Genomic DNA, 14,423 nt, shown 5'->3' on the forward strand with positions numbered 1-14,423 from the left:
GCTGGCGCGGATTGCGCCGCTGCGCTCAACCCGCGGGCGTCAGCGCGGCAAGCGGAATCAGTTGAAGCCCGCGCGCGAGATGCGTCTGCAGCAGGCGATGGGTGAAGGGTTCGAACGTGCCGTCCGCCGCGTCGGCCACGAGCCGCGCGGCCGCGTCGAGCGATTCGGCCGAACCGAGGTAGCGCCAGCCGTCGATCACATGAAACAGGCGACGCTCGCCGTTCGCCTCGAACGCAACGGCGCCCTCGAACGGCCAGGGCGCACCTCCCGCACGGGCTATATCGGCCGCCGGACGCCGGTTGTACGACGGGCGCAGCCGGGCGATCCATTGCGCTTCTGCCAGCATCGCGCCCAGTTCATTACCGGTCTCGCACCATTCGACACGCCGCACCTGCCGCGCGAGCCGCATTTCCTTCGACGAGCGCCGTTCGCCCGTCAGCAGCGCGCGCAGCCGCTGCCGCACGCGCACGCTGCGGCCGACATACAACGCTTCGTCACCCTCCCCGAACAGCGCGTACGCACCGCACCCGGCCGGCGCGGTGTCGAGCCAGGCTTCGGTCAGATCGCCGGCCAGACGGAAGTGGCGCGTCGTGTGAGCGATCTGGTCGCGCAGCCGCTCGAGCGGCACGATGTCGTGCAGCTGGCGCCAGAACTGCCAGAGCAGGTCGGCATCCGCGAGCGCCCGGTGGCGCGCGGCCGGAACGAGGCCATGCCGTTCGATCAATGCGTCGAGCCCGTGCCGCGATTCGCGCGGGAACAGCGCGCGTGACAGCCGCACCGTACACAGCACATCGGGATTGAACGCAAAGCCGGCGCGCTCGAATTCGGCACGCAGGAAACCGCGGTCGAAACTCGCGTTGTGCGCAACGAACAGCTTGCCGTCGAGCCGCTCGAACAGCGCAGGCGCAAGCGACGCGAACGACGGCGCGTCGCGCACCATCGCGTCCGAAATACCCGTCAGTTGCTGGATGAACGGTGGAATCGACTGGCCCGGATTGACGAGCGTCGTCCACGTCGACACGCCGAGCGGGCCGATTTCGACCACACCGATTTCGGTGATGCGATGCTCGGCGGACGAGCCGCCGGTGGTTTCAAGGTCGACGAAGACGAGCGGTTGTTCGCTGGCGGGATCGGATAGACGGGAATCGGACATGAAAAGACACGGAAACGATGCTTCCGTGAGTATGCACCGGCACGCGTGTTCGCGGCCAGCACGGACGAAAACGATCCGCCCCCGGAAAACAAAAAGCCCCCGCCATGCGGGGGCTGGACGTGATCTGTAACGCGTGGCGCGTCAGACCGCCTGGATATTCGCTGCCTGCTTGCCTTTCGGCCCGACTTTCACTTCGAACGAAACACGCTGGTTTTCCTTCAGCGTCTTGAAGCCGTCCATCCGGATTTCGGAAAAGTGCGCAAACAAATCTTCACCACCATTGTCCGACGTAATAAAGCCGAAACCTTTAGCATCGTTAAACCATTTCACGATACCGGTATCCATGTCTTCGTTCCCCACTCGATTAGATCAAAAAAGCTATTTTTATAGCCGTTTCCCGAAATCCCGAAACATTGCGCCAGCACCCGCACCAGCACGCCGCCCGAGGACGGAGTGCTGACTTTATAAATTGGACAATCCAGGTGCGTCAAGAAAATTTTTGGCGACCTCTTTATCAAAAAAGCGCTAATACCACTGGAATCGGTACACCGTCGCCTTTGATTAATTGATTCGCATCAAAAACCTGTCATTATTACCGGGATCGGATCACCAATAATCCCGACCACGAAAATCCTACCGGGGACAAATCGACTCGGTAAAATCCTCGGGTTTTTTCCGGGTTGCGGAAATCCGGGGACGTTGCGATGCTGGTGTAACGCCGAAAGGAAGGAGAGGGTCATGTGGCTGGACGAAATCAAGCGCTTCGCGAGCCGGCTCGGGCGCGTACGCCGCAAGTCCCGCGCCCTGGCCGAGTCCGCTCGCGAAGCGCCGTGCGATACCGAGTTCGATACGACGTGGCACGGTGATCACTGGCAGAACCTGCTCGCGTCGCCGCTGGATGCCCGTCACTACGTGATGGAAGACTGGACCTACACGCCGCCGCACACCGAACCCGAGGAAGCCGCGCCGACAGGCAAGCGCAAGCGGCGCTCGTACGCGCAATAGCACACGGAGAAGCGGGGCAAAAAAAAGCGCGACTGGGAAGTCGCGCCGACAAAGGTTTGGAGATCTTTTCCGTCAACGAAAAAGTCTGCTTCGGAAAGCAGAGACCGCAGTATAGCGAGAGAACCACCTTTCATTATTCATGCTCCACACAAACCTCTATTGCCGATGCGTCAATAATCGCGCTAAGGCTGCCGCCGCCTGCTGATCGCCTGTCGCGATCACGCAACGCCCGTTACGCAGTCCTGATCGCCATTTCCCTTCGCCGCACTGCCGCAAACCCTTGATGGGTAACGGCTTCCGCATGTTTTTCGATCTTTGCGGATTCCAAAATACACTATTGCTTAAAGCGTGACCCTCCCCCGCTTCGCGCACTCCGTACACTGCAAGTGGCTTTCTGATACGCGCACCGTCGCTCTGCCGGGCCGGTCACAGCGTCACCCAAACATGCCGGTTCGGCAGCAGGTTCGATCGACATCATCCTGTTTGGAGACAGATCCATGAAAAAAACTCTGATCGTCACCGCGTTGTCGGGTGTATTCGTTACGGCAGCACACGCACAAAGCAGCGTTACGCTATACGGCCTGATCGACGCAGGCATCACCTACACGAACAATCAGCACGGCCACAGCGCCTGGCAGGAAACGAGCGGCTCGATCAACGGCAGCCGTTGGGGACTGCGCGGCACCGAGGATCTGGGCGGCGGCCTGAAAGCGATCTTCACGTTGGAAAACGGCTTCGGCATCAACAACGGCACGCTGAAGCAGAACGGCCGCGAATTCGGCCGGCAAGCGTTTGTCGGCCTCGCGCACGACAGCTTCGGTTCGCTGACCTTGGGCCGGCAATACGACAGCGTCGTCGACTATCTCGGGCCGCTGTCGCTGACCGGCACGCAGTACGGCGGCACCCAGTTCGCGCATCCGTTCGACAACGACAACCTGAACAACTCGTTCCGGATCAACAACTCGGTCAAGTACCAGAGCGCGAACTACAACGGGCTGAAGTTCGGCGCGTTGTACGGCTTCTCTAATTCGTCCAGCTTCTCGAACAACCGCGCGTACAGCGTCGGCGCGTCGTACAGCTTCATGGGCTTCAACGTCGCGGCCGCGTACATGCAGTTGAACAACAACATCAATTCGCTGGCGCTCGCGGCGACCGATCCGGGCGCGGTCGCCGGCGACTGGACCTTCGCGGCCAGCCGCCAGCGCACCTGGGGCGGGGGCCTCAACTACACATTCGGGCCGGCGACCGCGGGCTTCGTGTTCACGCAGACGCGCCTGACCGATTCGGCCGGCATCAGCGCGGGCCAATCCGGCGTATCGGGCGGCATTCCGCTGGCGGGCGGCACCCGCTTCAACAACTACGAACTGAACGGCCGCTATGCGCTCACGCCGGCGTTGTCGCTCGCGGGCTCGTACACGTACACCGACGGCCGTCTCGACGGCCAGAAGCCGAGCTGGCATCAATTCAACCTGCAGGCCGACTATGCGCTGTCGAAGCGCACCGACGTGTACCTGCAGGGCGAATACCAGCGGGTGCTGGCGGACGGCCTGCCGATCGGCGCCAACATCAACGGGCTGGGCGCCGCATCATCGACCAACAAGCAGATCGCGGTCACGGCCGGCCTGCGCCATCGCTTCTGAGCGACCGGCGCATCCGCTGCTTCACGCCGGATGACGAAGCGCCCCGCCGGGGCGCTTTTCTTTGCCGGAATACGTGGGCCGCCGCTCAGGCGCCCGGTGCCGGATAGCGGACGTCGAGTATGTCGATCGGCTGCGGGCCGGCCGGCGTCATCAGTGTGACGGTATCGCCGATCTTCGCCTTGATCAGCGCACGCGCGACCGGCGAAATCCAGCTGACGCAGCCGCGGTCGAGATCGACCTCGTCGATCCCGACGATCGTGACCGTATGATCCTCGCCGTCCGGCGTCTCGTAATCGACCGTTGCGCCGAAAAACACCTGGTCGACATTCTCCTGACGGCTCGCGTCGACGACTTCGGCGAGATCGAGCCGCTTCGTCAGGAAGCGGATGCGGCGATCGATCTCGCGAAGCCGCCGCTTGCCATAGATGTAGTCACCATTCTCCGACCGGTCGCCGTTCGACGCGGCCCACGACACGAGCCGCACGACCTCGGGGCGCTCGACGTCGATCAGGTTCAGCAACTCGTCCCGCAGCCGCTTGTGGCCGGCCGGCGTGATGTAGTTCTTCGCGCCCGCCGGAATCGCGGGTTGAGCCTGGTCGAGATCGTCGTCGTCACCGTCCGACTCTTTGACAAACGCCTTGTTCATGATGCAGATTCAACACGTGGATGACTGATGCTCCAAGGGTACACGAAGGGCGCGCCGCAAAGGTCGCGCCACGTAATTCGCGAATAAGGCTTCCCTTTTTATACAACCCTGCTATAATTTCGCTTCTGCGTGCGGCTGTAGCTCAGTTGGATAGAGTACTTGGCTACGAACCAAGGGGTCGTGGGTTCGAATCCTGCCAGCCGCGCCACCTTTTCGAGGGCCTTCCAAACCGAAGGCCCTTTCAGTTCGAAGTAGTAGCATTTTGTTTTGCGTGCGGCTGTAGCTCAGTTGGATAGAGTACTTGGCTACGAACCAAGGGGTCGTGGGTTCGAATCCTGCCAGCCGCGCCACTTTTTTGGGGGCCTTCCCATCGCAGAAGGTTCCGACAGTTGAAGCAGTACCGTTTTGCGTGCGGCTGTAGCTCAGTTGGATAGAGTACTTGGCTACGAACCAAGGGGTCGTGGGTTCGAATCCTGCCAGCCGCGCCACCTTAAAAGGGCTTTCCTCCGGGAAGGCCCTTTTTCTTTTCCGCCCCCCTCTCCCGTCACTCGCGCCCGATTTGCGAGCGCCCGACGCGCTTCGGCAGAGCGCCGGCAAGGCCGCACCTTCGCTCCACGACACAAATGAAAACGGCGGCCATCGGCCGCCGTCGAACCATCGCCCGCAAGAGGGGTACGCGTCAATAATCCTGCCGCTCGCGCTCGATGCGCATGCCGCCATCGTGGCGCGCATGCGCGCCGTCGTCGGTCGAGCGCTCGCGCATGATCCGCATCACGTCCGGATTGGTTCGCACGCGCCGCATCACGTTCGCGAGATGCACGCGATCGCTGACCTGGATCACGAAGCGCAGCACGGTCGATTCGTGCGTCAGATCCTCGTCCATCGCGATATGAACGATGTTCGCGTCGGCCGACGTGATGTCCGCCGCGACGCGCGCGAAGATGCCCTTCGTGTTCTTCACGAGCGCCTTAACCGCGACATCGAACAGCCGGCCCGGCTGCGGCGCCCATTCGACGTCGATCCAGCGGCCCGGATCGCGGCGATGGATGCGCTGCGCGACGCGGCAATCTGTCGTATGAATCGCCATCCCCAGGCCGATGCCGATGTAGCCCATGATCGCGTCGCCCGGAATCGGCCGGCAGCATGCCGACAACTGCACGGACATCCCTTCGGTGCCGGTAATCACGACCGGCGGCGCATGATGCGCCGGATGCCGCTCGGACTTCGGCAGGTCGTCGTCCGCGTCGCGGCCGCTCATCAGCACTTCGATGCGCTTGGCCATCACCGCTGCGACGCGGCGGCCGAGGCCGATGTCCGCGAAAATTTCCTGACGGCTCTTGTTGCCCGTCCACTGCACGAGCTTTTCCCACACTTCCGGCGCAACGTCGGCCAGCGCGAGACCATAGCCCTTCAGGCTCTGGTCGACGAGCCGCTCGCCAAGCTGCACGGATTCGTTCAGGCGCATCGTCTTCAGGTAGTGACGAATCGCCGAGCGCGCCTTGCCGGTACGCACGAAGCCGAGCCACGCGGGGTTCGGCTTCGAGTACGGCGCGGTGATCACCTCGACGATATCGCCGCTCTTCAGTTCGGTACGCAGCGGCAGCAGCTCGTTGTTGATCTTCACGGCCACGCACTGGTTGCCGAGATCGCTGTGGATCGAATACGCGAAATCGAGCGCCGTCGCGCCGCGCGGCAGCGCCATGATCTTCGACTTCGGCGTGAACACGTAGACCGCGTCGGGGAACAGGTCGATCTTTACGTGCTCGAGGAATTCGCTCGAATCGCCTGCTTCGCTCTGGATGTCGAGCAACGATTTCAGCCACTGGTGCGCGCGCTTCTGCACGTCGCTGAGATCCGCACTGCCGTTCTTGTACAGCCAGTGCGCGGCAACCCCCGCCTCGGCAATCTCGTGCATCTTGCGCGTGCGCACCTGGAACTCGATCGGCGCGCCGAACGGGCCGACGAGCGTCGTGTGCAGCGACTGATAGCCGTTGATCTTCGGGATCGCGATGTAGTCCTTGAACTTGCCGGGCACCGGCTTGTACAGCGAGTGCAGCGCGCCGATGCACGTGTAGCAGTCGAGCGCGCTCTCGACGACGACGCGAAAGCCGTACACGTCGAGCACCTGCGAGAACGACAGCTGCTTGTCGCGCATCTTGCGGTAGACGCTGTAGATCGTCTTTTCGCGGCCGGTGATCTCGGCGTCGATCTTCGCGTCGGCCATCGCGCGCTGCGCGGCCTCGAGGATCTTGCTGATCACTTCGCGGCGGTTGCCGCGCGCGGCCTTCACGGCCTTCTCGAGCGTCGCGTAGCGATGCGGGTTGAAGTTCGCGAAACTCATGTCCTGCAGCTCGCGATACGTGTTGTTCAACCCGAGCCGGTGCGCGATCGGCGCATAGATGTCGAGCGTTTCCCGCGCGACGCGGCGGCGCTTTTCCATCGGCACCGCGCCAAGCGTGCGCATGTTGTGCAGGCGGTCGGCGAGCTTGACGAGGATGACCCGCACGTCGCGCGCCATCGCCAGCAGCATCTTGCGGAAGTTTTCCGCCTGCGCTTCCTCGCGGCTGCGGAATTCCATCTTGTCGAGCTTCGACAGGCCGTCGACCAGTTCGGCGACCTTCGGGCCGAACCGTTCGGCCAGCTCGTTCTTGGTCACGCCCTGGTCTTCCATCACGTCGTGCAGCAGCGCGGCCATCACGGCCTGCGCGTCGAGCTTCCAGCCGGCGCAGATTTCCGCGACGGCGACGGGATGGGTGATGTAGGGTTCGCCGCTCTGGCGATATTGACCGAGGTGGGCTTCGTCGCTGAAGTGGAACGCCGCCTTGACCTCTTTGATTTCGTCCGGGGCGAGGTACTCGGCAAGCGCGGCCGTCAGTTTCGCGATCGAAACGACGCCGTGCTTGCGCGGCTGCTCCGGAGTGGCGGTCGGCCCGAACAGATGCCGGAAGGACTGTTCGAGGACCGCATCGATGTACTGGCGCGCAGGCGACTGGGCCGTGGTTTCGGTGGTCGAATCCGCGGAGGCGGACGATGGGGTGGTGCTCATATTCGCCTCCAGGTCGAGTCGTTGCGCGCGTGGACTACATGGCTGGAACGGGCCGGATGCGCGTTAGACCGGCACCTTCTTCAGCATCTCGACGCCGACCTGGCCGGCGGCGATTTCGCGCAGCGCGACGACGGTCGGCTTGTCGCGGCTTTCGATCTTCGGCGTATGGCCTTGCGCGAGCTGCCGCGCGCGATAGGTGGCGGCGAGCGCCAGTTCGAAGCGGTTCGGGATTTGCTTCAGGCAGTCTTCGACGGTAATGCGAGCCATGTTGGTAATTCCTTCTGAATATAGTGCTTATTCTACCTTATGTCCCTCGTCCCCCGCGTCATTCCGCGTGGGGCAGATGGATGCCGAGTTCGATGAACAGCTCGGCGTGTCGCGCGTACTGCGAAGCAAAGCGCAGGCGCGTCGCCGCGACGATGCATTCGAGCTCCGCGAGCGCACGCTCGAAATTCTCGTTGATCACCACGTATTCCGCTTCCGACGCGTGCGCGATCTCGCTGCCGGCGGCAAGCAGACGCCGCGTGATCACGTTCGGCTCGTCCTGGCCGCGCTTCTTCAAACGCTCCTCGAGCGCGTCGAGCGACGGCGGCAGGATGAAGATGCCGACCGCGTTGCGGAACTGCTTCTTCACCTGCAATGCGCCCTGCCAGTCGATTTCGAGCAGCACGTCGTGGCCGTTCTTCATCTGCTCTTCGATCCAGACGCGCGACGTACCGTAGTAGTTGCCGTGCACTTCCGCGCTCTCGAGGAATTCGTGCGCCGCGTGACGCGTGCGGAAATCCTCGACGGTCGTGAAGTGGTAATGCTGGCCGTCCTGTTCGCCCGGGCGCGGCTTGCGCGTCGTGTACGAGATCGACAGGCAGATGTCGCTGTCCTTCGACAGCAGCGCATTCACGAGCGTCGACTTGCCGGCGCCCGACGGCGCGACGACCATGAACAGGTTGCCGGGATAGACGCCGCCGTGCAGCGAATGCGCGGCGTGGCCGTCGTGAGTGGGTTGGGTCATGTTGCGTTACTCCAGGTTTTGCACTTGCTCGCGCATCTGCTCGATCAACAGCTTGAGCGCCATCGACGCGTCGGCCAGTTCCTTCGCCGCCGCCTTCGAGCCGAGCGTGTTCGCTTCGCGATTCAGCTCCTGCATCATGAAGTCGAGACGCTTGCCGACGCGGCCGCCCTTCTCGATCACGTGACGCGTTTCGTTCAGGTGCGCGGTGAGCCGCGACAGCTCTTCCGCGATGTCGATCCGGATCCCGTACATCGTCACTTCCTGACGAATGCGCTCCGCGGCTTCCTCGCGCGTCACGATCGGCGCGCTGCCTTCGGGCGCCGCGATGCCGAGCGCTTCCTGCAGCCGCTCGACGATCTTCTGCTGATGCTTCGCGATCAGCTCCGGCACGAGCGGCGTGATGCGCGCGACGATCGCTTCCATCTCGGCGACGTTCGACAGCAGCATCGTCGCCAGTTGCGCGCCTTCGCGCGAACGCACGACGACGAGCTCGCCGATCGCTTCCTTGCCGCACGCGAGCACCGCGTCGCGGATCGCGTCGGCCGACACGCCACTTTCGGCGATCACGCCGGGCCAGCGCAGGATCTCGCCCGCACGCAGGCGGCCGACGCCCGGGAACGAGTCGAGCACCGCGCGTTCGAGATCGGCAAGCTGGCCGAGCGCCGACTGGTTCAGCGCGCCCGCGCCGATGCTCTGTTCGCCACGCTGCAGGTTGATGCGCACGTCGACCTTGCCGCGCGACAGCTTGTTCATCAGCATTTCGCGCAGCGCGGGTTCGCACGCGCGCACGTCGTCCGGCATCCGGAAATTCAGGTCGAGGAAGCGCGAATTCACGGTGCGCAGTTCGACCGACACGCTGGTGCCACCGTTGCCGGTGGCCGTCGCGAGTTCGCGCGTCGCGCTCGCGTAGCCCGTCATGCTGTAGATCATGGTTCGTCTCGCCGTCTGGGTGCCCTCGCGGGCGGAGGATATGTCGAGGCGCCCGGCGCATCGGATAAGCGCGGGGCGGGAAGCGCGCATTATCCCATTTTTGCGGACCACCCCGCCGGGCAAGCCCGCCGTTCGGCGCTAAAATCGCGGTTTCCCCTCCTTCCGCGATTCCCACATGACGTCCTCCCTTTCCCGCCCGAGCGGCCGCCGCGCCGACGAACTGCGCAAGGTCGCCCTCACGCGCCACTACACGAAACATGCCGAAGGCTCCGTGCTGGTCGAATTCGGCGACACCAAGGTGCTCTGCACCGCGAGCGTCGCCGAACGCGTGCCCGAATTCCTGCGCGACCGCGGGCAAGGCTGGCTGACCGCCGAATACGGGATGCTGCCGCGCGCGACGCACACGCGCAGCGACCGCGAAGCCGCGCGCGGCAAGCAGACGGGCCGCACGCAGGAAATTCAGCGCCTGATCGGCCGCGCGCTACGCGCGGTGTTCGATCTCGAGGCGCTCGGCCCGCGCACGATTCACATCGACTGCGACGTAATCCAGGCCGACGGCGGCACGCGCACGGCGAGCATCACCGGCGCATTCGTCGCCGCGCACGACGCCGTGTCGAAGCTGATCGCGGCCGGCAAGCTCACGCGCTCGCCGATCACCGACCACGTCGCCGCGATCTCGGTCGGCGTGTACGAAGGCGCGCCGGTGCTCGATCTCGACTACGCGGAAGATTCGCAATGCGACACCGACATGAACGTCGTGATGACGGGCGCCGGCGGCTTCGTCGAAGTCCAGGGCACGGCCGAAGGCGTGCCGTTCTCGCGCGCCGAGATGAACGCGCTGCTCGACCTCGCGCAGGGCGGGATCGCCGAGCTCGTGCAACTGCAGAAGGACGTCCTGGGCGCCCGCCATGCCTGACGATCGCACCATCGCGCCGCTGTCGCGCATCGTTCTCGCGTCGAACAACCCCGGCAAGCTGCGCGAATTCACCGCGCTGTTCGCGACGGTCGGCATCGAGATCGTCCCGCAGGGCGACCTCGAGGTGCCCGAGGCGGACGAGCCGTTCGGCACGTTCATCGAGAACGCGCTGACGAAGGCGCGGCACGCGTCGCGGCTCACCGGGCTGCCGGCGATCGCCGACGATTCGGGTCTGTGTGTGCGCGTGCTGCGCGGCGCGCCGGGCGTCTATTCGGCGCGCTACGCACAGCGCGCGGGTCGCGACAACGGCGACGCGGCGAACAACGCGTATCTCGTCGAGCAGTTGCGCGGCGTCGACGACCGGCGCGCATACTATTGCTGCGTGCTCGCGCTCGTGCGCCATGCGGACGATCCCGAGCCGCTGTTCGCCGAAGGGCGCTGGGCCGGCGAGATCGTCGACGCGCCGCGCGGCGAGCACGGATTCGGCTACGACCCGTATTTCTACCTGCCGTCGCTCGGCGCGACGGCAGCCGAACTCGAGCCGGACGTGAAGAACACCCACAGCCATCGCGCGCTTGCGCTGAAGGCGCTGCTTGCGCGGCTCGCGGAGGAAGCATGACCGTGCCCGATACCCAACCGCTGCGGGAGGCCGCATGAGCCAGGCCGCGGAAACCGGCGCGCGCGTCGTCGCGACGTTCACGTCGCCCGGACAGGTGCGACTCACGTCGCTGCCGCCGCTCGCGCTGTACGTGCATTTTCCGTGGTGCGTGCGCAAGTGCCCGTACTGCGATTTCAACTCGCACGAGTGGAAAGGCGAACGATTCCCTGAAACCGAGTATCTCGACGCGCTGCGCGCCGATCTCGAGCAGGCGCTGCCGCTCGTGTGGGGACGGCAGGTGCATACCGTGTTCATCGGCGGCGGCACGCCGAGCCTGCTGTCGGCGGCGGGTCTCGACCGGATGCTGTCCGACGTGCGCGCGCTGCTGCCGCTCGACGCCGATGCCGAAATCACGCTCGAGGCGAATCCGGGCACGTTCGAGGCCGCGAAGTTCGCGCAGTTCCGAGCGAGCGGCGTGAACCGGCTGTCGGTCGGCATCCAGAGCTTCAACGAGGCGCACCTGAAGGCGCTCGGCCGGATTCACGACACCGCGCAGGCGCGTGCGGCCGTCGAGATCGCCGCGAAGAACTTCGACAACTTCAACCTCGACCTGATGTTCGCGCTGCCGAACCAGACGCTCGACGAATGCCGCACGGACATCGAGACCGCACTGTCGTTCGCGCCGCCGCATCTGTCGCTGTATCACCTGACGCTCGAGCCGAACACGCTGTTCGCGAAGTTCCCGCCCGTCGTCCCCGACGACGACGCATCGGCCGACATGCAGGAATGGATCCACGCGCGCACGGCCGAGGCCGGCTACGGGCGCTACGAAGTCTCCGCCTACGCGAAGCCGAATCATCAGTGCAAGCACAACCTGAACTACTGGCGCTTCGGCGACTATCTCGGGATCGGCGCGGGCGCGCACACGAAGCTGTCGTTCCCGAACCGGATCCTGCGGCAGGCACGCTACAAGCATCCGGCAACCTTCATCGAGCAGGCGATGGCCGGCGCGGCGGTGCAGGAAGAACGCGAGGTCGGCGCACGCGACCTGCCGTTCGAGTTCATGCTGAACACGCTGCGGCTCGTCGAGGGCTTCCCCGTGCACAGCTTCGCCGAACGCACTGGCCTGCCGATGAGCACGATCGAGCCGGCGCTGAAGGAAGCGGAACGGCGCGGGTTGATCGAGCGCGATTTCACGCAGATCGCGCCGACGCCGCTCGGCCAGCGGTTCCTCAACGACCTGCAGGAATTGTTCCTGCGCGACGATTGATGCGATGAATGCGAAGCATGGGACCGCGAACAGGCGCTGACGTGCCTGCTGCGGTCAACCGCGAAGCATGAGACCGGAGTAAGCACTGAAGTGCCAACTCCGGTCGACAGACACGGCATTTCGGTTACAATGCCGCCTCGCGTGGAAGCGTGGCCGAGCGGTTTAAGGCACTGGTCTTGAAAACCAGCGACGGGAAACTGTCCGTGAGTTCGAATCTCACCGCTTCCGCCAGGAAATTCGCCAAACCCCGTCCATTCGCTGAATGACGGGGTTTTTGTTTGCCCGCACGCCCCTGCCCCACGTTCCGACGCATCGCGCCGGATGCCGTTACAATCCCGCGCTCCGATTCGCGAAACGGGAAACCCACGTCATGAAGCCCTTCCTCGCCTCGTCGCTCGTCGCCATGCTGGCTGTCGTCAGCACGCACGCCGCGGCCGATACCGCCTCCGGCAGCGGCGCGCAGGCGTCGTGCGCGATCGCGTACGTGACTGGCGTCGGCGGCTCGCCGCGCGGCCTGAGCGAATACCTCGCGAGCCCGTCGCCCTACAACTACCTGAAGGACAACGATCTCCAGTGCAAGGTGTCGGACGACGGGCGCACGTCGAACTGCACCGGCGTGACCTACCTCAGGAACGAACAGGTCAGCGTATACGACGATTCCGATCCGGCAACGCTGACCGTCGTGGCGCGCGTGGAACTCGACCACGGCCAGAAGTACCCGGTGATCGTCGTCGTGCAGCGAAAGGACGCGCGCTGCAAACAATGACGCAGCCACGCGTGCGCGCCCGTCCGTCGGGACGGCACGCGCGCTCGCGGCAGCGCACAACCGAATCCGCGTAACGGCCGCTGTCGCGCCGCGCCGGAAGCCTCCCGGCCCGCCCCGCGATCACCTAGAATTCGTTCAACACGGCGACACGACCGCCGCCGCGTACTCGATGCCGCACGCGCCACCCCTGCGCGCGGCACACGGAGATCGCCATGACCGAACTGTCGACACCGACGGGACACGTCGATTACGAAGGCTTCGAGATCCATGTCGTGCCGGCCACCGCGCCCGGCAGCGACACGCGCTACACCTACACCGGCTACGTGTGCCATCCGGGCGCGAATCCCGCGCTGCCCGGCCACGCGGTACCGTTCCACGCCGACGGCGAGGAAAGTTTCGCGAGCATCGACGAGGCGGTCCACGAAGCCGTGCACATCGGCAAGAGCATCATCGACGGCACGCACCCCGACCTGTCGGTGCTGTCGCTCGTCACGCACGGCTTCTGAACCCGGCGGTCGGCATCGCAAGCGATTGTGCGGACGTCGGTCGCGGTGCCGCACTCGGCGAACGCTGCGTGCAGCCGGACGATCGTCGCGAGCCTGCGCGTGACTCGCGCGCCGCGCCTTTCAAGCTTTCAAACTTGCAACATGTGCACCGACCTGCGCATGCGCTGCCGTGACGTGAGCGAGTCGAGCGCGCTGTCACATGTCACGTCACATCGCGACGTGCGGTGCGGCGCCCGGCCGTCATCATCAGCGATCGCAACGTCCCGCATCGCGCGTTATGCGTTTCTCCCGATATCGACTTGCGTGCGCACGCCTATCATTTTTTTATAGTCACTTCTGGCTATCTCCCATGCGCCCCGTTCTTACTCCGCGCGTCGACCGGCTGCGTACTGCTGCGCTGGCCGTCGTCGCCATGCTTGCGGCGTGCACGATCACGCCACCGCCGTCACTGCATTCGGTCCTGACGATTCCGTCGATCTCGCGCACCGCGAGCCGCGACCAGTATCGCGTCGAGGTCGCGCATCGCGTTGCCGAACGCAATCCGTCCGACATGCTGCACGGCACACCGCAGGCGATGCTCCGCTCGCTCGTCGTCGTCGCATTCACCGTCGATCGCAACGGCCGCCTCGTCCATGCCTCCGTCTATCGCAGCAACGGCGACAGCGAAGCGGAAGCGCTCGCGCTCGCGTCGCTGCGCCGCTCGGCGCCGCTGCCGACGCCGCCGTCGCGACTGCTCGACGGCAACGGCCAGATCGAAATGATGGAAGGCTGGCTCTTCAACGACGACGGCCACTTCCAGTTGCAAAGCACTGCGTCCGCGCAGGCGCAATCGCTCGACTGACCGCCCGCCGCGCCGCGATTGCCGGTGTGCGGCGGCGCTGGCTATAATTTTCCGCAATCGCGCGGCCATCACGCCGCGCGCGCGTTCGCGCGCCCCA

General features: G+C 64.7%; 15 protein-coding genes and 4 tRNA genes. 12 read left to right on the forward strand and 7 right to left on the reverse strand.

Annotated elements, in window-relative coordinates; all coding sequences use genetic code 11:
* Positions 1 to 25 precede the first annotated feature (25 nt).
* Both GD429_RS02200 and GD429_RS02205 read right to left on the reverse strand, forming a co-directional pair.
* The gene (locus tag GD429_RS02200; RefSeq protein ID WP_152855457.1) at positions 26 to 1,153 is read right to left on the reverse strand and encodes an exonuclease domain-containing protein; all 1,128 of its coding nucleotides are present in this window, start codon (positions 1,151 to 1,153) and stop codon (positions 26 to 28) included.
* Positions 1,154 to 1,294: 141 nt separating this feature from the next.
* Complete coding sequence (locus GD429_RS02205; RefSeq protein WP_027783827.1) at positions 1,295 to 1,498, reverse strand: cold-shock protein; 204 nt, start codon at positions 1,496 to 1,498, stop codon at positions 1,295 to 1,297.
* A 393-nt stretch (positions 1,499 to 1,891) separates the two neighbouring features.
* Here GD429_RS02205 and GD429_RS02210 point away from each other — a divergent pair, with 393 nt between their 5' ends.
* A complete protein-coding gene (locus tag GD429_RS02210; RefSeq protein ID WP_152855458.1) occupies positions 1,892 to 2,158 on the forward strand; it encodes a hypothetical protein in 267 nt (88 codons plus the stop codon).
* 497 nt (positions 2,159 to 2,655) lie between these two features.
* Complete coding sequence (locus GD429_RS02215) at positions 2,656 to 3,798, forward strand: porin (protein ID WP_152855459.1); 1,143 nt, start codon at positions 2,656 to 2,658, stop codon at positions 3,796 to 3,798.
* Between the two features lie 85 nt (positions 3,799 to 3,883).
* On the opposite strand, the gene greB is transcribed toward GD429_RS02215, so the two are convergent.
* A complete protein-coding gene (gene greB / locus GD429_RS02220) occupies positions 3,884 to 4,444 on the reverse strand; it encodes a transcription elongation factor GreB (RefSeq protein ID WP_072436094.1) in 561 nt (186 codons plus the stop codon).
* A 131-nt stretch (positions 4,445 to 4,575) separates the two neighbouring features.
* Between greB and GD429_RS02225 the strand changes: the two genes are divergently transcribed.
* The 3 genes from GD429_RS02225 (at position 4,576) to GD429_RS02235 (ending at position 4,932) form a co-directional block, all read left to right on the forward strand.
* Positions 4,576 to 4,652: transfer RNA gene (locus GD429_RS02225), tRNA-Arg, on the forward strand.
* A 65-nt stretch (positions 4,653 to 4,717) separates the two neighbouring features.
* Positions 4,718 to 4,794, forward strand: a tRNA-Arg gene (locus tag GD429_RS02230).
* A 61-nt stretch (positions 4,795 to 4,855) separates the two neighbouring features.
* Positions 4,856 to 4,932 (forward strand) — tRNA-Arg (locus tag GD429_RS02235).
* Between the two features lie 191 nt (positions 4,933 to 5,123).
* On the opposite strand, the gene GD429_RS02240 is transcribed toward GD429_RS02235, so the two are convergent.
* The 4 genes from GD429_RS02240 to GD429_RS02255 form a co-directional block, all read right to left on the reverse strand.
* Positions 5,124 to 7,490 carry a RelA/SpoT family protein gene (locus GD429_RS02240; protein ID WP_152855460.1) on the reverse strand — a complete coding sequence of 789 codons (2,367 nt, stop codon included), beginning with the start codon at positions 7,488 to 7,490 and terminating at the stop codon, positions 5,124 to 5,126.
* Positions 7,491 to 7,553: 63 nt separating this feature from the next.
* A complete protein-coding gene (rpoZ, locus tag GD429_RS02245; RefSeq protein ID WP_006025620.1) occupies positions 7,554 to 7,757 on the reverse strand; it encodes a DNA-directed RNA polymerase subunit omega in 204 nt (67 codons plus the stop codon).
* Between the two features lie 58 nt (positions 7,758 to 7,815).
* A complete protein-coding gene (gene gmk / locus GD429_RS02250; protein ID WP_152855461.1) occupies positions 7,816 to 8,499 on the reverse strand; it encodes a guanylate kinase in 684 nt (227 codons plus the stop codon).
* 6 nt (positions 8,500 to 8,505) lie between these two features.
* Complete coding sequence (locus GD429_RS02255) at positions 8,506 to 9,429, reverse strand: YicC/YloC family endoribonuclease (protein WP_034182984.1); 924 nt, start codon at positions 9,427 to 9,429, stop codon at positions 8,506 to 8,508.
* A 175-nt stretch (positions 9,430 to 9,604) separates the two neighbouring features.
* On the opposite strand from GD429_RS02255, the gene rph reads away from it, so the two are divergent.
* The 7 genes from rph to GD429_RS02290 all read left to right on the forward strand — a co-directional run bounded on the left by rph (position 9,605) and on the right by GD429_RS02290 (position 14,326).
* Positions 9,605 to 10,345, forward strand: a complete 741-nt coding sequence (gene rph, locus GD429_RS02260) for a ribonuclease PH (protein ID WP_152855462.1) — start codon at positions 9,605 to 9,607, stop codon at positions 10,343 to 10,345.
* On the forward strand, positions 10,338 to 10,964 hold the full coding sequence (rdgB, locus tag GD429_RS02265; protein ID WP_152855463.1) for an RdgB/HAM1 family non-canonical purine NTP pyrophosphatase: 627 nt from the start codon (positions 10,338 to 10,340) through the stop codon (positions 10,962 to 10,964). Before rph ends, rdgB begins: the two co-directional genes overlap by 8 nt.
* A 34-nt stretch (positions 10,965 to 10,998) precedes the next feature.
* Positions 10,999 to 12,213 (forward strand): radical SAM family heme chaperone HemW, encoded by a 1,215-nt coding sequence (gene hemW, locus GD429_RS02270; protein ID WP_152855464.1) that lies wholly within the window; start codon positions 10,999 to 11,001, stop codon positions 12,211 to 12,213.
* Positions 12,214 to 12,356: 143 nt separating this feature from the next.
* Positions 12,357 to 12,444: transfer RNA gene (locus tag GD429_RS02275), tRNA-Ser, on the forward strand.
* Between the two features lie 139 nt (positions 12,445 to 12,583).
* Entirely contained in the window at positions 12,584 to 12,979 is a 396-nt protein-coding gene (locus GD429_RS02280; RefSeq protein WP_152855465.1) for a hypothetical protein, read from the forward strand.
* A 212-nt stretch (positions 12,980 to 13,191) separates the two neighbouring features.
* The gene (locus GD429_RS02285) at positions 13,192 to 13,485 is read left to right on the forward strand and encodes a hypothetical protein (protein WP_152855466.1); all 294 of its coding nucleotides are present in this window, start codon (positions 13,192 to 13,194) and stop codon (positions 13,483 to 13,485) included.
* 349 nt (positions 13,486 to 13,834) lie between these two features.
* Positions 13,835 to 14,326 (forward strand): TonB family protein, encoded by a 492-nt coding sequence (locus GD429_RS02290; protein WP_193727035.1) that lies wholly within the window; start codon positions 13,835 to 13,837, stop codon positions 14,324 to 14,326.
* Positions 14,327 to 14,423 lie beyond the last annotated feature (97 nt).

The organism is Burkholderia sp. BE17 (genome assembly GCF_009362305.1).
Taxonomy (GTDB): domain Bacteria; phylum Pseudomonadota; class Gammaproteobacteria; order Burkholderiales; family Burkholderiaceae; genus Burkholderia; species Burkholderia pyrrocinia_C.